Annotated in this window: 19 protein-coding genes, 1 other RNA gene and 1 riboswitch; of the genes, 8 read left to right on the top strand and 12 right to left on the bottom strand. The window is 67.7% G+C overall.

Annotation, left to right across the window (positions count from 1 at the left end):
• Positions 1–44 precede the first annotated feature (44 nt).
• Both rnpB and rsmI read right to left on the bottom strand, forming a co-directional pair.
• An RNA gene (rnpB, locus tag KVS69_RS03545) (RNase P RNA component class A) lies at positions 45–396 on the bottom strand.
• A gap of 321 nt (positions 397–717) precedes the next feature.
• Positions 718–1539: a 16S rRNA (cytidine(1402)-2'-O)-methyltransferase gene (gene rsmI / locus KVS69_RS03540; protein ID WP_217536972.1), complete on the bottom strand. Its 822-nt coding sequence runs from the start codon at positions 1537–1539 to the stop codon at positions 718–720.
• 68 nt (positions 1540–1607) lie between these two features.
• Between rsmI and KVS69_RS03535 the strand changes: the two genes are divergently transcribed.
• From KVS69_RS03535 to KVS69_RS03520, 4 genes are all read left to right on the top strand, one after another.
• Complete coding sequence (locus KVS69_RS03535) at positions 1608–3326, top strand: penicillin-binding protein activator (RefSeq protein WP_217536969.1); 1719 nt, start codon at positions 1608–1610, stop codon at positions 3324–3326.
• A 4-nt stretch (positions 3327–3330) separates the two neighbouring features.
• A complete protein-coding gene (locus KVS69_RS03530) occupies positions 3331–3711 on the top strand; it encodes a YraN family protein (protein WP_184124723.1) in 381 nt (126 codons plus the stop codon).
• A 42-nt stretch (positions 3712–3753) separates the two neighbouring features.
• Positions 3754–5139 carry an FAD-linked oxidase C-terminal domain-containing protein gene (locus KVS69_RS03525; RefSeq protein WP_217536967.1) on the top strand — a complete coding sequence of 462 codons (1386 nt, stop codon included), beginning with the start codon at positions 3754–3756 and terminating at the stop codon, positions 5137–5139.
• Between the two features lie 264 nt (positions 5140–5403).
• Positions 5404–7857: an autotransporter outer membrane beta-barrel domain-containing protein gene (locus tag KVS69_RS03520; protein WP_254622007.1), complete on the top strand. Its 2454-nt coding sequence runs from the start codon at positions 5404–5406 to the stop codon at positions 7855–7857.
• Here the strand turns inward: KVS69_RS03520 and thiL are convergent.
• The 5 genes from thiL to KVS69_RS03495 form a co-directional block, all read right to left on the bottom strand.
• A complete protein-coding gene (gene thiL, locus KVS69_RS03515; protein WP_217536965.1) occupies positions 7844–8815 on the bottom strand; it encodes a thiamine-phosphate kinase in 972 nt (323 codons plus the stop codon). The genes KVS69_RS03520 and thiL overlap by 14 nt on opposite strands.
• A 19-nt stretch (positions 8816–8834) precedes the next feature.
• Positions 8835–9314 carry a transcription antitermination factor NusB gene (nusB, locus tag KVS69_RS03510; RefSeq protein WP_068849204.1) on the bottom strand — a complete coding sequence of 160 codons (480 nt, stop codon included), beginning with the start codon at positions 9312–9314 and terminating at the stop codon, positions 8835–8837.
• On the bottom strand, positions 9311–9778 hold the full coding sequence (gene ribH, locus KVS69_RS03505; RefSeq protein ID WP_068854542.1) for a 6,7-dimethyl-8-ribityllumazine synthase: 468 nt from the start codon (positions 9776–9778) through the stop codon (positions 9311–9313). Before ribH ends, nusB begins: the two co-directional genes overlap by 4 nt.
• A 183-nt stretch (positions 9779–9961) precedes the next feature.
• Positions 9962–11077: a 3,4-dihydroxy-2-butanone-4-phosphate synthase gene (gene ribB, locus KVS69_RS03500; protein ID WP_068849203.1), complete on the bottom strand. Its 1116-nt coding sequence runs from the start codon at positions 11075–11077 to the stop codon at positions 9962–9964.
• A complete protein-coding gene (locus KVS69_RS03495; RefSeq protein ID WP_093536107.1) occupies positions 11074–11685 on the bottom strand; it encodes a riboflavin synthase in 612 nt (203 codons plus the stop codon). The genes ribB and KVS69_RS03495 overlap by 4 nt, the downstream gene beginning before the upstream one ends.
• A gap of 76 nt (positions 11686–11761) precedes the next feature.
• A riboswitch (FMN riboswitch) is annotated at positions 11762–11906 on the bottom strand.
• Positions 11907–12059: 153 nt separating this feature from the next.
• On the opposite strand from KVS69_RS03495, the gene KVS69_RS03490 reads away from it, so the two are divergent.
• The 3 genes from KVS69_RS03490 to KVS69_RS03480 all read left to right on the top strand — a co-directional run bounded on the left by KVS69_RS03490 (position 12060) and on the right by KVS69_RS03480 (position 13497).
• Positions 12060–12692: an outer membrane beta-barrel protein gene (locus KVS69_RS03490; protein WP_093536109.1), complete on the top strand. Its 633-nt coding sequence runs from the start codon at positions 12060–12062 to the stop codon at positions 12690–12692.
• 209 nt (positions 12693–12901) lie between these two features.
• Positions 12902–13168, top strand: a complete 267-nt coding sequence (locus tag KVS69_RS03485) for a hypothetical protein (RefSeq protein ID WP_068849197.1) — start codon at positions 12902–12904, stop codon at positions 13166–13168.
• Positions 13168–13497 carry a transcriptional regulator gene (locus KVS69_RS03480; RefSeq protein ID WP_068849195.1) on the top strand — a complete coding sequence of 110 codons (330 nt, stop codon included), beginning with the start codon at positions 13168–13170 and terminating at the stop codon, positions 13495–13497. Before KVS69_RS03485 ends, KVS69_RS03480 begins: the two co-directional genes overlap by 1 nt.
• A gap of 91 nt (positions 13498–13588) precedes the next feature.
• Here KVS69_RS03480 and ribD read toward each other — a convergent pair whose 3' ends face one another.
• The 5 genes from ribD to KVS69_RS03455 form a co-directional block, all read right to left on the bottom strand.
• Positions 13589–14671 carry a bifunctional diaminohydroxyphosphoribosylaminopyrimidine deaminase/5-amino-6-(5-phosphoribosylamino)uracil reductase RibD gene (gene ribD, locus KVS69_RS03475; protein WP_217537080.1) on the bottom strand — a complete coding sequence of 361 codons (1083 nt, stop codon included), beginning with the start codon at positions 14669–14671 and terminating at the stop codon, positions 13589–13591.
• Positions 14672–14788: 117 nt separating this feature from the next.
• Positions 14789–15310, bottom strand: coding sequence for a transcriptional regulator NrdR (gene nrdR, locus KVS69_RS03470; RefSeq protein WP_068849191.1), 522 nt, complete (start codon positions 15308–15310; stop codon positions 14789–14791).
• Positions 15311–15403: 93 nt separating this feature from the next.
• Complete coding sequence (locus tag KVS69_RS03465) at positions 15404–15847, bottom strand: hypothetical protein (protein WP_217536962.1); 444 nt, start codon at positions 15845–15847, stop codon at positions 15404–15406.
• Positions 15847–17100 (bottom strand): serine hydroxymethyltransferase, encoded by a 1254-nt coding sequence (glyA, locus tag KVS69_RS03460; RefSeq protein ID WP_093536117.1) that lies wholly within the window; start codon positions 17098–17100, stop codon positions 15847–15849. The genes KVS69_RS03465 and glyA overlap by 1 nt, the downstream gene beginning before the upstream one ends.
• A gap of 119 nt (positions 17101–17219) precedes the next feature.
• Entirely contained in the window at positions 17220–17687 is a 468-nt protein-coding gene (locus tag KVS69_RS03455) for an RcnB family protein (RefSeq protein WP_093536119.1), read from the bottom strand.
• A 233-nt stretch (positions 17688–17920) separates the two neighbouring features.
• Here KVS69_RS03455 and ettA point away from each other — a divergent pair, with 233 nt between their 5' ends.
• Positions 17921–19585, top strand: coding sequence for an energy-dependent translational throttle protein EttA (ettA, locus tag KVS69_RS03450; RefSeq protein WP_068849183.1), 1665 nt, complete (start codon positions 17921–17923; stop codon positions 19583–19585).
• Positions 19586–19855 lie beyond the last annotated feature (270 nt).

The raw sequence follows: 19855 nt of genomic DNA, 5'->3' as shown, positions 1-19855 counted from the left end.
AGCCCCCTTAGCTGAGGGGGCTTCTTCGCCGTCGGCGGAAAAAGCGGCAGAGCCGGCCGATAAGCCGGGTTTTGTCGTGGACAGTCATTCTTCTAGGCGCCACGTCACCGTGGCGCTCAAGCAACCTACCCGGTCCCGACGCGGGCCGCGCCATGAGGACCCTATTTGGTCTTGCTCCAGGTGGGGTTTGCCGTGCCGGTCTGTTGCCAGACTCGCGGTGCGCTCTTACCGCACCATTTCACCCTTACCGGCTCCCCGAAGGGAACGTAGGCGGTATCTTTCTGTTGCACTTTCCGTCGGCTCGCGCCGCCCAGGCGTTACCTGGCACCTTGCCCTGCGGAGCCCGGACTTTCCTCGGCATTCCCGAAGGAATGACGCGACTGTCTGGCCGGCTCTGCCGTGGGTAGTCTACCACCGTAACGGATCCTGGCCCCTGGTTGATTGATACCGATCCCAATGGGCCCGTATCAATTCGTAGCGCTGGCCGTTGGCCGGCTGCTCTTCGTGCCGGCGTCATGAACCCTGACCGGCGGCTTCGGAACCTTTGAACGCCGGGGCGTTGGCCGCAGTTGTTGCGTTACCGTCTCCGGGCGCTTGAGCCGCGCTGCGCGCGGTGTCCGGCCAACGGCCGGGGCTACGACGTGTTACGTAACGTCCGCAGGTCGGGATCAATCAGCCAGCCGCCCGGAAATTTCCACGAATCCACTGCAATGCCGTTTACGAGCCGTACAACGCTTTTCGCGGGGCGCCGGTGAGTTCGGCGGCGAGTTTGGCGGCTGCCGAGGGTGGCAGGTGTTCGCTGAGCTTGGCGTACAGGCGGCGGCCCTGCGCGAGCTGGGCCTCTTCATCGTTGGCCGCACCCTGCACCATCACCACGAATTCGCCTTTGCGCTGGTTGTCGTCGGCTTCGACCTGCTGCAGCAGGATGGCCAGGTCGCCGTCGAGCACAGTCTCGAACAGCTTGGTCAGTTCGCGCGCCAACACTGCGGGCCGTGTTGGGCCGAATGCGGCCACCATGTCTGCGAGCGACTCCGCGATGCGGTGTGAGGATTCGTAAAACACCAGCGTGCGGGTTTCCCCTGCCAGCGCCTGCAGGCGTTCGCGGCGGCCGGACCCCTTCGCCGGCAGGAAGCCTTCGAAGGTAAAGCGGTCGCTGGGCAGCCCGGCCACGCTGAGCGCGGCAATGGCCGCACAGGCGCCGGGAACCGGGCTGACCCGGATGCCGGCCTCGCGCGCGGCACGGACCAGCCGGTAGCCGGGGTCGCTGACCAGCGGCGTCCCGGCATCACTGACCAGCGCCAGCGATTCGCCCGCCTGCAGCCGCGCCACGATGCGCTGGGCCAGCACCTCTTCATTGTGGTCGTGCAGGGCCACCAGCGGCTGCTGGATGCCGAAGTGGGCCAGCAGCTGGCCGCTGCGGCGGGTGTCCTCGGCGCAGATCGCGGCCACCGAACGCAGCACCTCCTGCGCCCGCGGCGTCAGGTCGGACAGGTTGCCGATCGGGGTGGCAACGACATACAGCGTGGGGACAGCACTCATCGCAACGGCACTCACAGGTCAAGGGTAGAATCCTAACGTGTACGAGCCACCCTCGAATGGACCTGATGATGAACAAGCCCGCCGCACGCATCTCCGCCCTGTCGTTGTCGCTGCTGCTGCTTGCCGGCTGCGCCACGACCAGCCTGACCAGCGCCCCGGAATCGCCGGCGCAGAGCCAGGCCCTGGCGCTGATCGACCAGGGCAAGCCGCGTGACGCCGCCGTACAGCTGGAAGCGCTGGCCAACACCCTGCGCGGCAACGCCCGCGGCGCCGCGCTGGCCGATGCGGCCTTTGCCTGGCGCGAGGCCGGCGACAACGCCCGCGCGCGCAGCCTGCTGGCTCAGGTCACCGCGCGCCAGCTCAGCGGCGCCAGCCTGCAGCGCTTCCAGCTGACCAGCGCCGAGCTGGCCCTGGCCGACAAGCAGCCTGCCCAGGCACTGGCCTTCCTGAACGAATCCTCCGACACCGTCTCCGCGCCGCTGCGCACGCGCTGGCAGCTGGCGCGCGCCAATGCGCTGCAGGCCACCGGCGATGCGATGGGTGCGGCCACCGAGCGCGCCCGTGCGCACGCCGCGCTGACCGGCCAGGCACGCACCGACAACCAGCAGGCCATTGCCGGTCTGCTCGGCACGCTGGACGATGCCACCCTGCGTGCCCGCGCTGCGGCGCTGCCGGCCAACGAGCCGCTGTACAACTTCGCCGGCCGCGCCCTGATCGCACGTGGGCTGCCGCTGCCGCGCCCGTTCGACCGTGATGGCGTGGCCCAGTTCGACACCAGCAAGCGTCCGCCGGCGATGAGCGATGGCTACCGCCCGCCGGTGAAGATGGCTGTGCTGCTGCCGCTCAGCGGCCGCCTGGCCACCGCCGCCCAGCCCGTGCGCGATGGCCTGCTCAGCGGCTACTACGGTGAAAGCCGGCAGCGCCCGGATATCCAGTTCATCGATACCGCCGGTACCCCGGCCGGCGCCGTGGCCGCGTATGACAAGGCCGTCGTTGCCGGCGTGGACTTCATCGTCGGGCCGTTGGGCCGCGATGAAGTGGACGCCGTGTTCGGCCGTACCGAACTGCCGGTGCCGGTGCTGGCGCTGAACCGCGGCAAGAGCAGTCCGCCGGCCGGCAGCGCCGGTTTTTCGCTGGCACCGGAAGACGACGGCATCATCGCCGCCGAGTACCTGCGCAGCCGCGAACGCAGCAAGGTGCTGGTGCTCCACAGCAATGACGACAACGGCCGCCGTACCGCCGCCGCCTTCCGCGAGCGCTTCACCCAGCGCGGCGGCCAGGTGCTGGCCACCGTGGGTGTGAGCGACACCGTGGGCGACATCGGCGCGCAGCTGCGTGCCGCCGGCGCGGTGGACGGCGTGCTGCTGGCGGTGAAGGCACCGCAGGCGCGCGCGCTGGCCCCGCAGCTGGCGCTGGCCGGTGTGGGCGGCGCCACCCGCGTGGGCACCTCGCAGCTGACCCTGGGCACCGGCAAGCCGGAAGAAGACATGGCGCTGGACGGCATCGTCTACCCGAACGAAGCCTGGAACGTGCGCGGCGTGGCCGGCCTGCCCCCGGCCGCGACCGCCGGGCAGATCCTGCCGACCGCGCGCGGCGCGGCCGGTCGCCTGTTCGCATTCGGTTTCGACGCCTGGAAGATCAGCGCCTACCTGGACAAGGTCGCGACCGAAGACGGCCTGGCCGGCGCGACCGGGACGCTGTTCCTGGACAGCAATGGCAACGTCCTGCGGGTGCCGGCGTGGTCGACCTTCAGCGGCGGCCGGCCGATGCCGGTGGCCAACAACTAAGGCCATGCCCACCCAGCGGGCGCAGCGCGGGGCGGCGGTGGAAACCGCCGCGCTGGCGCACCTGCGGCGCGCCGGGCTTGTTCCGGTTGCGCGCAACGCCCGCTACAAGGGCGGTGAGCTGGACCTGGTGATGCGCGATGGCGACACCACCGTGTTCGTGGAAGTGCGCTATCGCGCCACCGCCGATTTTGGGGGTGGCGCGGCCTCGGTGGACCTGCGGAAACGACGCAAACTGGTGTTGGCCGCACAGCTGTTCCTGCAGTCGCATCCCACGCTGGCGCAGGGGCCCTGCCGTTTCGACGTGATTGATGCCAGCGGCGACCCACCCCGCCTGGACTGGTTGCGCGACGCCTTCCGGCTGGAAGACTGCGGTTTCGATCGATGACTATGAGGGCCGCCCAACGGGCGGCGCTACCGGATGGCTGCAATGACGACGACCCTGCCTGCTGAATTTTCCGCCACCCTGCAGGCGCTGCTCGGTGAGGATGGCTGGCGCACCGATGCCACCACGCTGGCTGCACATGCACAGGACAACTCCTGGCGGCATGCGCTGCCCAACGGCGTGGCGCTGCCGTGCGACCGCGAGCAGGTGCAGCAGATCGTGCGCGCGTGCCGCGCACACGGGGTGCCGGTGGTGGCCCGCGGCGCCGGTACCGGCACCACCGGTGCGGCGGTACCGGTCAACGGCAGCATCGTACTGTCGTTCGCGCGCATGGGCCGCATCCTCGACATCCAGCCGGGCAACCGCTGCGCGGTGGTGGAACCGGGCGTGCTCAACGGCGACCTGCAGCACGCCCTGGTCGAGCACGGGCTGTTCTGGGCACCGGATCCATCCAGCGCCGATATCTGCAGCATCGGTGGCAACCTGGCCTGCAACGCGGGCGGCCCACGCGCGGTGAAGTACGGTACCAGCCGCGACAACGTGCTTGGGCTCGTTGCGGTCACCGGCGCCGGTGAACTGATCCAGTGCGGCGGCGCCTATACCAAGGACGCCACCGGCTACGACCTGACCCACCTGCTGGTGGGCAGCGAAGGCACCCTGGCGCTGATCGTGGAAGCCACCTTGAAGCTGACCCCGTTGCCGGTGGCCCAGGCCGGGCTGCGGGTGCTGTACCGCGACGCGGACGCGGCGGCGGCGGCGGTGTCGCGGCTGATGGCGCAGCCGGTGGTGCCGACCCGGCTGGAGTTCATGGATGCGCGCAGCCTGGAGCTGCTGCGCCGCAATGGCGCCGAGGTGCCGGAGGCCGGTGCGATGCTGCTGGTCGAAGCCGATGGAGACCACGACACCCTGCCCTACCTGCTGCAGGCCTTGGCCACGGCCGCCGAAGGCGACGGCATGCTGGCGCTGGATGTGGCAATGGAAGGCAGCGCGCGCGAGAAGCTGTGGGCCGCGCGCAAAGCACTGTCACCCGCACTGCGCAGCATCGCGCCGGGCAAGATCAACGAAGACGTGGTGGTGCCGGTGTCGCGCATTCCGGACCTGGTGGCCGGTGTGCAGGCACTGGCGCAGCAGTACACGCTGACCATCGTCACCTTCGGCCATGCCGGCAACGGCAACCTGCACGTGAACATTCTGTACCACCCCGACGACGCGGACGAGAGCGCGCGTGCGCAGGCGGCGTTGCCGAAGATCTTCGAACTCACCCTGGCGCTGGGCGGCACGCTGTCGGGCGAGCATGGCATCGGATTGGCCAAACGCGACTTCATGACGCAGGCCTTTACGCCGGCCACGTTGGCGGCGATGCGCGCGATCAAGCACGCACTCGACCCGGACGACATCCTCAATCCGGGCAAGGTGCTGCCGCCGCTGTAATCGACGACGTTTTCGCCACGTCGTCGCAAAGGGCGGAGCGCGTCACGCGCAAAGTGTGATGCTTTGCAATTCCTTGCATGGGCCACGCGCGCATCGCTGCGCATTCTTGTCGCCCCCTGGACATCCGGCCTGCCTGCGCAGCAGCGTGCTGCGCGACCGGCCTGCCTGCATCCCAACGCTGTGCCGATGGTCGGGTGTCCCTCTGCCCTCCGACCAGAACGCCCGACGATGATGCCAAACCGCTCCTCCTCCGCCCGTGTTTCGATGCGCCCGCTCGCGTCCTCCCTGATGCTGGCCCTGCTGATGCTCCCACCGGGCGATGCCAGCGCACGCGAACTCGACGGCGAAGCGCACGAAGTCACGCAGGGCGATCCCCAGGAATGGTGGCTGCTGACCAACGGCGCGGACCTTCTGGTCAATGGAGGCCGCACGTACAGCATCAGCGCACGGGACGGCAGCCTGGTCACGCTCATGAATGCACAGGTCGAGCGCGGCCATTCCAACCCTGAAGCCATCGAACTGCGCGGTGGCTCCGCGCTGCTGTCCAGCTACTCGCGCATCGAGCACGGCGGCATCCGCTCATGGGACAGCTCTTCGGTATACCTCCACTACAGCCGAGTCACCGTTGGCGAGGATGCCCCCGAGTCCGTCCCGACGGTCGGCATCATGATGATCGACAGCACCGCCGACGCCCGGGTGACGCTGGATGCCTCGACCCTCCGCGTGGTGGACAGGCCGGACCACCCGAATTACGCCACGGGCATCGGCATTCGCCACGGCGCGGGCGTGGTGGAACTGCTGAACGGCTCGCACATCGATGCGGGCAACGTCGGGGTGATGCTTCACGACACCCGTGGCGACGGCCGCTTGATCGTCGAGGATTCGACGATCCTTTCCCGCCGCGGTGCGGCGATCGAGGTCCTGGATGCCAATCACACCTATGACGTGCGCATTGCCAACGACGCCCGCCTCACCGGTGGCGACGGTCATCTGCTGCGCGTGCGCAACTCGACCGGCGCCGCAGGTGGCGGCCAACCGCATGTCAACGTGGTGGTCGACAACGCACGCCTGCAGGGTGACATCACCCTCGATGACAGTGCCGCTGGCGGGCGTATCGACCTGCTGCTGGAGAACAACGCGCGCATCGAGGGCCGCCTGTCCAACGTGACCTCGGCGGGAATCGGCAGCGGCAGCAGCTGGCTGCTGACCGGCGACAGCAGCGTCGGCCACCTGCAGCTGGACGGTGCCGGCACGGTTGCGCTGGGCAGTGGCGCCGCATTCAACACCCTCACCGTCGATGATTTCCTGGGCAATGGTGGCACCCTGGCGTTCAATACCGTGCTCGGCGATGACGCCTCGCGCACGGACCGCCTGGTGATCACCGGTGATGCCAATGGCCAAGCTGGCGTACGCGTGCTCAATGTGGGCGGCGCCGGCGCGAAGACCGACCGTGGCATCGCGCTCATCAGCATCGTCGGCGAATCCAACGCGCAGTTCGACCTGGTCGGGCGTGCCGTCGGCGGCCAGTACGAGTATTTCCTGGTCAAGGGCATCGACGGCAGCTGGTACCTGCGCTCGGAGGGTGGGCCCACCCCGGATCCGTGCGAGGTTGATCCCAGCCTGCCGCAGTGCGAGCCGATTGATCCGATTGATCCAGTCGACCCCGTCGATCCGGTGGACCCGGTGGACCCAATTGATCCGGTAGATCCCGTCGATCCGGTCGATCCCGATGAGCCCGCGGATCCCGTCAATCCCGGACAGCCGGCTCCCGTGCTTCGCCCCGAAACCGGCGCCTACCTGGCCAACCAGTTCGCGCTCCACCACCTGCTGCGCCACAGTGCGCACGAGCGCACCGCGCAGCACGCGTCTACCCGCAGCGACGTGCGCGCCTGGGCGACGCTGGATGGAACCCATACCCGCCTGGGCGCGGTCAAGGACCAGCTTGCCCTTGATGTAGACCACTCGCGCCTGCTGGTCGGCACCGACATCGGCGCGTTTGCTGCCGACCGAGGCCGCGTGGGCGTGATGCTCGCGGCCGCCCGGTCGCAGGCGACCTCACGCTCCTCCCTCACCGGCTACCGCGCACGCGGCAAGGTGGAAGGCGGCGCAGCAGGTGTGTACGGCAACTGGCGCAATGACGCCGTGTCCGTGGATGCATCGGTGCAGCGCGGCCGGTTCCGCAACCGCGTGGAAGGCGATGGCCTGCAGACCGAGCGCTACGACGCGGACCTGTGGCAGTCGTCGCTGGAAGTCGGCTACCGCCTGGATGTCGGTCGCATCGGCGCCACGGCGCTGAGCCTGCAGCCGGAGCTGCAACTGCTCCATACCGATGCTGCCATAGACGTGCACCGCGAGCGCAACGGCACCACGGTACGCAGCCTGGGCGACCACGGCCTGTCGGGCCGGCTGGGCATGCGCCTGGAAGGCGCGACCGGGCGCGGCAGTGGCACCATGTCCCTGCAGCCGTACGCAACGGCGAACTGGTACCGCGACGAGGCCGGCAACGGCATCGCCTTCGACGACGAGGCGCTGCGCGCCAGCACCCCGCGCAACCGCTACGCGCTCGGCGCGGGTGCCCGCGTCGGTGTCGGGCGGGGCGTTTCGGCATGGGGCGGGCTGGCGCTGACGCGCGGCGATGGCGGCTACCGGGAAACCGCTGCGCAGCTGGGGCTGTCCTGCGATTGGCGAGCGCTTCGGCCCGGCGCTACAGCTCGCTGAAGTGCTCGTAGCCGCGATGGCCGGTGGTTTCGCCACCGGCATCCACGCCCTGGCCTGCCACGATCGCGCCGATGCGGGTGAGCGGCAGCGCCAGGCGCGCGGCGATGGCCTCGACCGCCCCCTGCTGCGCAGCGGCGGCGGTGAAGCAGAGTTCGTAATCATCGCCGCCACGCAGCGCGGCCTCGCGCGCATGGGTCAGACCCACCCGTGCCCGCGCTGCGTCGGACACCGGCAGGCGCTCGGGGTCCACGCGCGCGCCTACGCCACTGCGTTCGCAGATGTGTCCCAGGTCCGCCAGCAGGCCATCGGAGATATCGACGGCCGCATGCGCCACACCCACCAGCGCGGCGCCGAGGGCCACCCGCGGTGTGGGCCGGGCCAGGCGCTGGCGAAGGTAGTCCACCGGCGCATCTTCGGCGGGCCGACGCACGTCGAGGGTACCGCCCTGCCAGGCGCGCAGGGCCACGGCGGCGTCGCCGAGCGTGCCGCTGACCCAGACATCGTCGCCCACCTGCGCGCCATCGCGGCGCAGTGCCGCACCCGGCGCCACCTGCCCCATCGCGGTCACCGACAGCGACAACGGGCCACGCGTGGTGTCACCCCCGATCAGCACGATGTCGTGCGCATCAGCCAAGGCGAAAAAGCCGTCGGCAAACGCATCCACCCAGTCCGGGTCGGCGTCGGGCAGCGACAGTGCCAGCACGCACCAGGCCGGCTGCGCGCCCATCGACGCCAGGTCGGAAAGATTCACGGCCAGCGTCTTCCAGCCGATGTCATAGGCCGGGGTTTCCGCAGGGAAATGCACGCCGCTGTTGAGCGTATCGGCGGTGACCACCAGCTGTTGGCCGGCACGCGGCTGCAGCAGCGCGGCATCGTCGCCGATGCCGAGCACCACATCGGCACGCGCGCGGGTGCGCGTGCGGATGCGTTCGATCAGGGAGAATTCGGCGAGGGACATGGGCGTTCCCCGACCCGGCTCAGTGCCCGCTTTCGACCTTGCGCCACTCCACCGCAGCGCGATCCAGCACGCCGTTGACGTAGGTGTGGCCGTGTTCGGAACCAAACTTCTTGGTCGATTCGATCGCTTCGTTGATCACCACGCGGTACGGCACGTCCATGCGGTAGCGCAGCTCGAACGCGGCCACGCGCAGCGCGGCACGCTCGATGGCGTCCACTTCCTCGATGCCGCGGTCCACGAACGGATCCAGCGCCTCGTCGAGGTCCTTGCGGTGGTCGAGCACGCCGCTCACCAGCGCCTCGAAATACGCCAGGTCGGCGATCTCGCGCGCCTGCTCGTGGGCGAACTGGGCGATCAGGGCCTGCGCGTTGCCGCCGGAGATCTGCCAGGCGTAGATTGCCTGCAGGGCACGACGACGCGCGCGCGAGCGCAGCACCGGGTCGATGCCATCGCGGCGGACCGGCTTGCCGGAGGGCTTGCCCGGGTTTGACTTGTTCACGGCAACTGCTCCAGAAGATTGACCATTTCCAACGCCGTCAGTGCGGCTTCCTCACCCTTGTTACCGTGGCTGCCACCGGCGCGGGCCTCGGCATCCTCGGCGCGTTCGACCGCCAGCACGCCATTGAGCACCGGCACGCCGAAATCCAGCTGCACACGCATCAGGCCTTCGGCGCAGCGGTCGGCCACGTGTTCGTAGTGGCGGGTGTCGCCACGGATCACACAGCCCAGGGCGATGATCGCGGCATGTTCGTGCGCCGCCGCCAGGCGCGCGGCCACCAGCGGCAGTTCCCACGCGCCCGGCACCCGGATCACGTCGATGGCCGCTTCCTGGATCCCGTTGCCGGCCAGGCTCTGGCGCGCGCCGGCCACCAGCACGTCGGTGATGCGGGCATTCCAGCGGCTGGCGAGGATGGCGAAACGGGCCTGTTCCGGTGTCCGGAGATCGCCTTCGTAGTGGCTCATGATCGGCGTGGGGTCCATTTAATAGATGAATATTCTAGCGCATGGCCGCGCGTAGCCGGATTGCGGCACGCTGCGGGACGGGTCGGGTGGAAAAGCCCCCTGAGTCAGGGGGCTGCCGCGAAGCGGCGGGGGTCTGGGTGATGGTAAGAGGGGCCCGCGGTTTGCGAAGCAAATCGTGGGGCGTCAGCGCGCATGCGATGACGGGCTCCCCACCGTTTCGATGATCTCCAGGCCGTAGCCGGCCAGGCCGATCTGGCGGCGAGGGGTGCCCAGCACGCGCAGCTGGCCCAGGCCCAGGTCGGACAGGATCTGGGCGCCGGCACCGTTGCGGCGCCACTGGCTCACGTCCTTGTCCTTGCCCGGGGTGACCGGCTGCGGCTGCTGGCGCAGGCGGGCCAGCAGGCTGTTGCTGTCACGCGGGGCCGACAGCACCACCATCACGCCGCGCTCGGCGGCGGCGATGGCGCGCAGGGCGTCGGTGGACGCCACGCCGAAATCGTCGCGGCGCCAGTGCAGCAGATCGGCCAAGGGGTTCTCCACCTGCACCCGGACCAGGGTCGGCTGGGTGTCGGGGGTGCCGCGGACCAGGGCGAAATGCAGGTCGTGCGCGATCCGGTCGCGGTAGGTCACCAGCTTGAACGGGCCGAATTCGGTGTCGATCTCACGCTCATCGACCCGTTCGACCGTCTTCTCGGTGGCCAAGCGGTAGGCGATCAGGTCGGCGATGGAGCCGATCTTCAGGCCGTGCTCGCGCGCGAACACCTCCAGCTCCGGGCGGCGCGCCATGCTGCCATCGGGGTTGAGGATCTCCACCAGCACCCCGGCCGGCTCCAGCCCGGCCAGCATGGCCAGGTCCACACCCGCTTCGGTATGGCCGGCGCGGGTCAACACGCCGCCCGGCTGGGCGATCAGCGGGAAGATGTGCCCCGGCTGGTGCAGGTCGGCCGGCTTGGCATCGGGCTTCACCGCCGTGCGGATGGTATGCGCGCGGTCGTAGGCCGAAATGCCGGTGGTGACGCCTTCGGCGGCCTCGATGCTGACCGTGAAGTTGGTCTGGAACTGGGCGGTATTGGCCTGCACCATCGGCGCCAGCCCGAGGTCGGCGGCACGTTCGCGGGTCAACGGCAGGCACACCAGGCCACGGCCGTGGGTGACCATGAAGTTGATGTCCGACGGCTTGACCAGTTCGGCGGCCATGATCAGGTCGCCTTCGTTCTCGCGGTCTTCGTCATCGACGATGACCACCATGCGGCCCAGGCGGATGTCCTCGAGGATCTCGGGGATGGGAGCGAAATTCATGCGCGGGTGTCCTGTACCTGGGGGGCGACCAGCCGTTCGACGTAACGGGCGACCAGGTCGATTTCGAGATTGACCGCACTGCCCACGCCGGTGGCGGCAAAGGCGGTGTTGGCCACGGTATGCGGGATCAGCGCGACCTCGAAGCCGGCGTCATCCACCTCGTTGACGGTCAGGCTGACCCCGTCCACGCAGATGGAGCCCTTCTTTGCGATATAGCGCAGCAGACCGGCCGGCGCGGCAAAGCGCCAGCGCTGGGCGCGCGCGTCCTCATGGATGGACAGCACCTGGCCGAGGCCGTCCACATGGCCGCTGACCAGGTGGCCACCGAGGCGGTCGGTCGGGCGCATGGCGCGCTCCAGGTTGATCACCGCACCCGGCGCCAGCTGGCCCAGCGTGGTCAGGCCCAGGGTCTCGGTCGAGGCATCGGCCTGGAACGAAGTGGCATCATGGGCGATGACGGTCAGGCACACGCCGTTGATGGCGATGCTCTCGCCCAGCTGCACGTGCTCGAACGGCAGGCTGCCGACGTGGAAGGTGAAGCGGACATCGCCGCCGAGGGGATCGCGTGCGGCCACATGGCCGACGCCTTCGATGATTCCAGTAAACACTAACGTTCTCCGCGAAAAGTGAGCGAAAAACGCCGCAAGGCAAACAGGCGGGCGCAGGGCCATGCAGGCCCTGTAGCACCGTCTTCTTTCATCCGGACTATACCGTCGGCTCCGGCATCGGACCGGATCTGCTGACCTTCCGGCGGGGCCGGAAGCGCTCGCGGGCTCGTGCTTGCGCACCTACCGCCGGTGGGGAATCGCACCCCGCCCTGAAGACGTTTGTATACCGGCGAACCGGCGCGGCCATTGTAGCAGCGCTGGCTGAGCGCTCGCTTTCTGTAAACAATTTGTTAAGATGCGCCGCGCGGCGATGATCGCCGCCCTGCCGCCCACGACGGGCTGGCTGAAATGGACCTCACTTCCAAGGAATTCCGATGCGCAAGATGCTCGTCCTGGCCGCCGCCCTGCTGGCCGCCGCTCCGATGGCCGCCTCTGCTGCCGACGCCATGAGCTACACCTATGTTGAAGGCGGCTGGACCCAGCTGCAGGTCAGCACCCCCGGCAGCAACCCCAAGCTGGACGGCGGCTTCATCCGCGGTTCGTTCGCCATTGCCGAGCAGGTGTACGTGTTCGGCGGCTACAGCACTGTTTCCGAGACCTACCACCTGGAAGACAGCATCGGCGAGTACCGCATCAAGAACACCATCGACCAGCCGGAGGCAGGCATCGGCTACCACATGCCGTTCACCGACCGCCTGGACTTCACCGCGGACATCGCGTGGATGCGCATCAACAACGAAGTGAAGTTCGAAGACGGCGAGTTCAGCGAAACCGAGAAGGTGCACACCAATGCCGGCCGCGGTTCGCTGGGCCTGCGTGGCAAGCCCTCGCGCTCCACCGAAGCCTGGCTGAAAGCCGGCTACATTGACGGCAGCGACATGGACGGCGAGTGGATCGGCACCCTGGGCGGCCAGGTCAGCTTCAACCGCAACTGGGGCCTCATCGGCGAAGTCCAGTACTTCGACGACATCACCCAGTACTCGGTCGGCGTGCGCGCCAGCTTCTAAGTTACTGATCGGGCAGCGCTAACCCGCGCCATGATCGACGGGCCCCGCAAGGGGCCCGTTTTTTTTGGGCAAGCGGTGGCCACCTATCGCTTTCCGGAACTTGATCGAATACTCGAAAAATACACAGAGTGAGGTGTGAACGGCTGCCCCTTCTGGTGTGAGGGTGCAAGGTAAGGTGGCTGGCAACCCTACGCAGATAACGTATACTTATGCACGCCGTGTTCGTGGAGATGCCGGCGTTCTCGCGCCACCGTGCCGCCTACCTCGACAACGATGGGCTCTGCGCGCTTCAGCAGTTCCTGCTGCGGGCGCCGGAGGCTGGCGACGTGATCGTAGGCACTGGCGGTCTCCGCAAGCTGCGCTTTTCCGACGACCGCAGGCAGCGTGGCAAGGGCGTCCAGGACGACCTGGACGCGATGCAGAAAAGACTGTTGAAAAGAATGCTTGAGGCCGAACTTCTGGCGAGGACCACATGATGAAACGCGACGTATTTGCCGAGCTTGTCGAAGGGCTGCACGCGCTGGAGGACGAGCGCTCGGGGAAGAGCACGCTGCGCACGCACAAGGTTCGACTGCAGCCGTTGCCCCCGCTGCATGCGGGAGAGCTGGTCGCGATCCGTGAACAGCTGAACATGTCACGGCCGGTGTTTGCCATGTACCTGCGTACCAATGCTCGCACGCTGGAGAACTGGGAGCAGGGCCGCGCGCGTCCCAACGCGCAGGCATCGACCCTCATTCGACTGGTGCAACAGTTTCCACAGACCGTTCGCCACCTGGAGGCGCTGCAGCCGGACGTCGCCTCCTGATCTGCCCGCCGCCGTGCGGCGCCACCCGACCAACGGTCGGGTGCTACCGGCCTACCCGAGGCGTAGTGCCGCGCCCTGCGTGGCAGAAGCCTCACACGCGCAGCAACAACCTCAGATCCGCTCCCACCTGCCGCTGATCGACGACCCGCAGCCGTCGCTGCTGCGCCATGTCGTGAATGCCCAGGCCGCCCAGCAGCGGCCGGCCATGCTCTCCCAGCAGCGTGGGCGCCTGGTACAGCAGCAGCTCATCGACCCAGCCGCCGGAAAGCAGCGCGCCGGAAAGCGTGGCCCCGGCTTCGGTATGCACTTCATTGATGCCGCGTTCGGCCAACAGCGCCAATACGGCACCCAGATCCAGTCGCCCGTCCTGGCTGGGCACGCTGGCAAACTCGGCATCGGCCGCATCAGGCGGGCTCACCGACGCATCGTGCAGGTACAGGGTCGGCGCCCCACCCTCGCGCACCCGCGCGCATTCCAGCGACCGAAGGCGTGTATCGAGCACCACCCGCAACGGCGGCATGACCTCGGTATCGGCCAGCCTCACGGTCAACTGCGGGTCATCGGCCAACACGGTATCGGCCCCGGTCAGGATCGCACCGGCACGTGCGCGCCAGCGCTGCACGTCAGTGCGGGCCGCGTCGCCGGTAATCCACTTGGAGGTGCCATCGGCCATCGCCGTGCGCCCGTCCAGGCTGGCGGCCAGCTTCACCCGCAGCCAGGGCCGGCCACGTTCAACGCGCGACAGGAAGCCACGATTCAACTCACGCGCCTGCGCCGCCATCAAACCCTCAGCCACCTCGATGCCCGCCTCGCGCAGCAGCACGAAGCCGCCGCCATCCACCTTGGGGAACGGGTCGCGCATGGCCGCCACCACCCTGGCTACCCCGGCCTCGATCAATGCCAGCGCGCACGGCGGGGTGCGCCCGTGATGGGCGCAGGGTTCCAGGGTCACGTAGGCGGTGGCAGCGCGCGCCTCCTCGCCGGCCTGGCGCAGCGCGAACACTTCGGCGTGCGGGCCACCGGTGCGCTGGTGCCAGCCCTCGCCGACCACCCGGTCGCCGTGCGCGATGACGCAGCCGACCATCGGGTTGGGCCGGGCGGTGAACCGGCCGCGTTCGGCCAGGCGCAGCGCGCGGGCCATGTGCAGGTGATCCAACGTGGAGAAATCGCTCATGGCGGGCATGGTAACGCCAAGCCCCGGCAGAGCGGACTGTCAGTCCGCTGCGGCTAACGCATGGTAGAGCGGACTGTCAGTCCGCTGCTTCGGCAAGAAGCGGACTAACAGTCCGCTCTACCCCTTCTTCTTTTTGGTCAGGGCGATCACATCGCCCAGCAGCTGCAACTGTTCGGTACTGGACGGCAGCTCGCGTTCGAGCTTCTCGATTTCCTCGCGGAAATCGGCCACGTCCTCGAAGCTGCGGTACACCGACGCAAACCGTACATATGCCACGTGGTCGAGCTTGCGCAGTTCGTTCATCACGAACTCGCCGACCTTGATCGACGGAATCTCGCGCTCGCCGCACATGCGCAGTTGCTGCATCACCGCGCGCACCGCCAGTTCGATCTTGTCTTCGGGCACCGGGCGCTTCTGCAGCGCGCGGTCGAAGCCCACCCGCAGCTTGCGCGCATCGAACTGCTCGCGGCTGCCATCGCTCTTCACAATCGCCGGCAGCTTCAATTCGATGGTTTCCAGGGTGCTGAAGCGCTCGCTGCACGCCTCGCATTCACGCCGACGGCGGATCGTCGCACCGTCTTCGGAGACGCGCGAGTCGATCACCCGGGTATCGGCATGCTGGCAGAACGGACAGTACATGGAACGCCTTGCATCGGAGAAACGTCATGCCGTGGTCACGGCAGCGTCGCAACGGTACCTGAGAAGACCCCAGCGTACAAATCGCGATGTCGATCAGGGTTCGCTGGCAGCGGCCGGAACCGCCCGCAACCAGAGCAGATGCGCGCTGCAGACCAGCAGCGGCGGACCCACGATGAGATAGCCCAGCGCCCGCCACGAGCTGCCGGAAAGCGAGTTGTAAGCGACCAGTGCGACCACGCCCAGCGCGGCCACCACGCCCAACCCCAGCCCCACCCACGGCAGCAGCCCGGTGCTGCGCAGGGCGGTTCGCCCCCTGCGCAGGTAGACCACGCTCAGCCAGGCCCAGCCCAGCAGGCCACACACCCCGGCCAAGGCCCATCCCAGCAGGAACAGGCCTTCACGATTGGCCATGTAGCCGTGGCGGTCGAAGAAGACGTACAACGCCAGCCCGGCCACGCCGCCACCGGCGACCAGCGCGGGCAGCCCCAGCAGCAGCGCCTGCGCGATGTACAGGCGCCGCTGCAGGGTCTCGCCCATTACCCGTAGACCGGGTACTTGCGGCACTGCGCGCTGACCGCATCACGCACGCGGGCGATCACCGCCTCATCGGCCGGGGCGTCCAGCACGTCGGCGATCCAGTTGGCCAGTTCGACGCAGTCGGCTTCCTGGTAGCCGCGGGTGGTCACCGCCGGGGTGCCCAGGCGCAGGCCCGAGGTCACGAACGGCGAGCGCGGGTCGTTGGGTACCGAGTTCTTGTTGACCGTGATGTGGGCCTTGCCCAGCGCGGCTTCCGCGTCCTTGCCGGAAACGTCCTTGCCGATCATGTCGACCAGCATCAGGTGGTTCTCGGTGCCGCCGGAGACGATCTTGTAGCCGCGCGCGATCAGCGTGGTGGCCATCGCCTGGGCATTCTTCACCACCTGCTGCTGGTAGGCCTTGAAGCCCGGCTCCAGCGCTTCCTTGAAGGCCACGGCCTTGGCCGCGATGACGTGCATCAGGGGGCCACCCTGGATGCCCGGGAACACGATCGACTGCAGCTTCTTCTCGATCTCTTCGCCGGCGCCCTTGGCGATGATGATGCCGCCACGCGGACCGCGCAGGGTCTTGTGCGTGGTGGAGGTGACCACGTGCGCGTGCGGCAGCGGGCTCGGGTACACGCCGGCGGCGACCAGGCCGGCCACGTGGGCCATGTCCACGAACAGGTAGGCACCAACCTTGTCGGCGATGGCGCGGAAGCGCGCCCAGTCCACCACCTGCGAATAGGCCGAGAAACCGGCCACGACCATCTTCGGCTTGTGCTCCAGGGCCAGGCGCTCGACCTCGTCATAGTCGATCAGGCCCTGCTCGTTCACCCCGTACTGCACGGCGTTGAACAGCTTGCCCGAGGCGTTGACCTTGGCACCGTGGGTCAGGTGCCCACCGTGGGCCAGGCTCATGCCCAGGATGGTGTCGCCCGGCTGCAGCAGCGCGAAGTACACGGCCTGGTTGGCCTGCGAGCCGCTGTGCGGCTGCACGTTGGCGTAGTCGGCGTCGAACAGCTGCTTGAGGCGGTCGATCGCCAGCTGCTCGGCGATGTCCACGTATTCGCAGCCACCGTAGTAGCGCTTGCCCGGATAGCCTTCAGCGTACTTGTTGGTCAGCTGGCTGCCCTGGGCTTCCATCACCGCCGGGCTGGTGTAGTTCTCGCTGGCGATCAGCTCGACGTGGTCTTCCTGGCGCTGGGTTTCGGCGGCGATGGCCTTGGCCAGTTCGGGATCGTAGGTTTCGATGCGGACGTCACGCGGGAACATCGCTTACTCCAGGCAGAAGGGGGAAACAGCGGGCCCCTGATTGTAAGCGGCCCCGGGGGACCACGCGAAAAAAAAGCGCGCCTTGGGGCGCGCTTTCGTTTTGGGGCCAGGGCCCCGGGCTACCGGTTGTTGATCACGTAGTCGGCGATGATGCCGGTGGCGATGGCGACCAGCAGCAGGTTGCCACGGTCGTCGCGGATCCAATGGTGGTCACGCGGCGGGCGGCGCACCGAGTAGCGGCTGTAGTCATTGACCACGTAGACCGGGCCCCGGTAGTACTCGTTGTAGCGGTGGCCGCGGGCCCAGCCGTAACCGCGGCCCGGGGCCGGCCGGTAGACCACGCGCGGCGGCGGTGCCGGGCGGTAATAGCCCCGGTTGTCGTAGTAGCGGCGGTCGTGGTGAGCTTCACGGCGGCGGTCGTCGCGCCAGTCGCGGCGGTCGTCGTGGCGGTCATGGCGACGGTCATGACGATCATCATGGTGGCGGTCGTGGCCGCGGCCGCGATGGTCGTCAGCGAAGGCCGGGGCGATGCTGCCCAGCGCGAGCAGCGAGGCCACGGTCCCGACCACAATTCGATTCATGCGCATGTCTGGCCTCGCTTGATGAGTGATGGCTCCATCATGCTGACGTCGTCTGAACGGTTTCCGGCTGGAAACGGTTTCCAATTCAACCGCTTTGACGACCCATTCAGGCAGCGGCAAGGCCCGCCCCAGGGGCCGGCCGGCGGGGGTCATCGCTTCGGGCTATAATTGGCGCCATCCCTTTTCATCTGTGCTTGTTCCTGACGGAACGGGCGCAGGGTTGCGCCTTCGGAGAGCTCATGTCCTCGCAATACATCTACACCATGAACAAAGTCAGCAAGGTGGTCCCGCCCAAGCGGCAGATCATCAAGGACATCTCGCTGTCGTTCTTCCCGGGTGCCAAGATCGGCCTGCTGGGCCTGAACGGTGCCGGCAAGTCCACGGTGCTGAAGATCATGGCCGGCGTGGACACCGATTTCGAGGGCGAAGCCCGCCCGCAGGCCGGCATCAAGGTCGGCTACCTGGCGCAGGAACCGGAGCTGGACCCGACCAAGACCGTGCGTGAAGCGGTAGAGGAAGGCGTGGGCGAAGTGCTGCAGGCCCAGGCCGCGCTGGACGCGGTGTACCTGGCCTATGCCGAGGAAGGTGCCGATTTCGACAAGCTGGCCAAGGAACAGGAGCGCCTGGAGGCCATCCTGGCCGCCGGTGACTCGCACACCCTGGAAAACCAGCTGGACGTGGCCGCCGATGCGCTGCGCCTGCCGCCGTGGGATGCCATCGTGGGCAAGCTGTCCGGCGGTGAAAAGCGCCGCGTGGCGCTGTGCCGCCTGCTGTTGCAGAAGCCGGACATGCTGCTGCTCGACGAACCGACCAACCACCTCGACGCCGAGTCGGTGGAATGGCTGGAACAGTTCCTGGCGCGCTATACCGGCACCGTGGTGGCCGTCACCCATGACCGCTACTTCCTGGACAACGCCGCCGAATGGATCCTGGAACTGGACCGCGGCCGCGGCATTCCGTGGAAGGGCAACTACACCGACTGGCTGATGCAGAAGGACGAGCGCCTGAAGCAGGAAGACAACCAGGAGAAGTCGCGCCAGAAGGCGATCCAGAAGGAACTGGAGTGGTCGCGCCAGAACGCCAAGGGCGGCCGCACCAAGGGCAAGGCGCGTCTGGCCCGCTTGGAAGAGCTGCAGTCGGTCGACTACCAGAAGCGCAACGAAACCAATGAAATCTTCATCCCGCCGGGCGAGCGCCTGGGCAATTCGGTGATGGAGTTCAAGAACGTGTCCAAGAAGTTCGGCGACCGCCTGCTGTTCGACGAACTGAGCTTCCTGGTCCCGGCCGGCGCGATCGTGGGCATCATCGGCCCCAACGGTGCCGGTAAGTCGACCCTGTTCAAGATGATCACGGGCCAGGAGAAGCCGGATTCCGGCGAGATCGTGGTCGGTCCGACCGTCAAGCTGTCCTACGTGGACCAGAGCCGCGACGCACTGGAGGGCAACCACAACGTCTTCCAGGAAATCGCCGGCGGCCTGGACATCCTCAACATCAACGGCATCGAAATCCAGTCGCGCGCCTACATCGGCCGCTTCAACTTCAAGGGCCAGGACCAGCAGAAGCTGGTGGGTTCGCTGTCCGGTGGTGAACGTGGCCGCCTGCACATGGCCAAGACCCTGCTGCAGGGTGGCAACGTGCTGCTGCTCGACGAACCGTCGAACGATCTGGACATCGAAACCCTGCGTGCGCTGGAAGATGCGCTGCTGGAATTCCCGGGCAACACGTTCGTGATTTCGCATGACCGCTGGTTCCTGGATCGCATCGCGACCCACATCCTGGCGTTCGAAGGCGATTCGCACGTGGAGTTCTTCCAGGGCAACTACCGCGAATACGAAGAAGACAAGCGCCGCCGCATGGGCGACGACGCCGCCCCGAAGCGCCTGCGCTTCAAGGCGCTGAAGTAAGAAGGAAAAACGGCCGCGCTCTGCGCGGCCGTTTTGCATTCTGGTGCAAGGTCAACCGCAGCGTTTCATTGCTGCCTGCAGGGAGGCCGTCGGGCAGCCCCTTACGGGACACGCCGTAAACCCATCCTTGGGGGCTTGGCAAAAACATCCATGTTTTTGACAGTCCCTACAGGGGCTGCCCGCCGGCCTCCCTCGAAGATTGGTCGCGTGCGGACAGGAAGAGCAGATACGCATGGCGTGTCCCTACGCAGCACGCATGGGAATGATCGA

The organism is Stenotrophomonas sp. GbtcB23 (assembly GCF_019091045.1).
In the GTDB taxonomy this organism is placed as follows: Bacteria; Pseudomonadota; Gammaproteobacteria; order Xanthomonadales; family Xanthomonadaceae; genus Stenotrophomonas; species Stenotrophomonas rhizophila_A.
The sequence above is the reverse complement of the archived record's forward strand: the minus strand, read 5'-3'. Positions and strand labels throughout refer to the sequence as shown.

Excerpts from the sequence above, each read along its gene's own strand:
- rsmI (WP_217536972.1), bottom strand. The coding sequence starts at position 1,539 with ATGAGTGCTGTCCCCACGCTGTATGTCGTTGCCACCCCGATCGGCAAC.
- KVS69_RS03535 (WP_217536969.1), top strand. The coding sequence starts at position 1,608 with ATGAACAAGCCCGCCGCACGCATCTCCGCCCTGTCGTTGTCGCTGCTG.
- KVS69_RS03530 (WP_184124723.1), top strand. The coding sequence starts at position 3,331 with ATGCCCACCCAGCGGGCGCAGCGCGGGGCGGCGGTGGAAACCGCCGCG.
- KVS69_RS03525 (WP_217536967.1), top strand. The coding sequence starts at position 3,754 with ATGACGACGACCCTGCCTGCTGAATTTTCCGCCACCCTGCAGGCGCTG.
- KVS69_RS03520 (WP_254622007.1), top strand. The coding sequence starts at position 5,404 with ATGCGCCCGCTCGCGTCCTCCCTGATGCTGGCCCTGCTGATGCTCCCA.
- thiL (WP_217536965.1), bottom strand. The coding sequence starts at position 8,815 with ATGTCCCTCGCCGAATTCTCCCTGATCGAACGCATCCGCACGCGCACC.
- ribH (WP_068854542.1), bottom strand. The coding sequence starts at position 9,778 with ATGAGCCACTACGAAGGCGATCTCCGGACACCGGAACAGGCCCGTTTC.
- ribB (WP_068849203.1), bottom strand. The coding sequence starts at position 11,077 with ATGAATTTCGCTCCCATCCCCGAGATCCTCGAGGACATCCGCCTGGGC.
- KVS69_RS03490 (WP_093536109.1), top strand. The coding sequence starts at position 12,060 with ATGCGCAAGATGCTCGTCCTGGCCGCCGCCCTGCTGGCCGCCGCTCCG.
- KVS69_RS03485 (WP_068849197.1), top strand. The coding sequence starts at position 12,902 with ATGCACGCCGTGTTCGTGGAGATGCCGGCGTTCTCGCGCCACCGTGCC.
- KVS69_RS03480 (WP_068849195.1), top strand. The coding sequence starts at position 13,168 with ATGAAACGCGACGTATTTGCCGAGCTTGTCGAAGGGCTGCACGCGCTG.
- ribD (WP_217537080.1), bottom strand. The coding sequence starts at position 14,671 with ATGAGCGATTTCTCCACGTTGGATCACCTGCACATGGCCCGCGCGCTG.
- nrdR (WP_068849191.1), bottom strand. The coding sequence starts at position 15,310 with ATGTACTGTCCGTTCTGCCAGCATGCCGATACCCGGGTGATCGACTCG.
- KVS69_RS03465 (WP_217536962.1), bottom strand. The coding sequence starts at position 15,847 with ATGGGCGAGACCCTGCAGCGGCGCCTGTACATCGCGCAGGCGCTGCTG.
- glyA (WP_093536117.1), bottom strand. The coding sequence starts at position 17,100 with ATGTTCCCGCGTGACGTCCGCATCGAAACCTACGATCCCGAACTGGCC.
- KVS69_RS03455 (WP_093536119.1), bottom strand. The coding sequence starts at position 17,687 with ATGCGCATGAATCGAATTGTGGTCGGGACCGTGGCCTCGCTGCTCGCG.
- ettA (WP_068849183.1), top strand. The coding sequence starts at position 17,921 with ATGTCCTCGCAATACATCTACACCATGAACAAAGTCAGCAAGGTGGTC.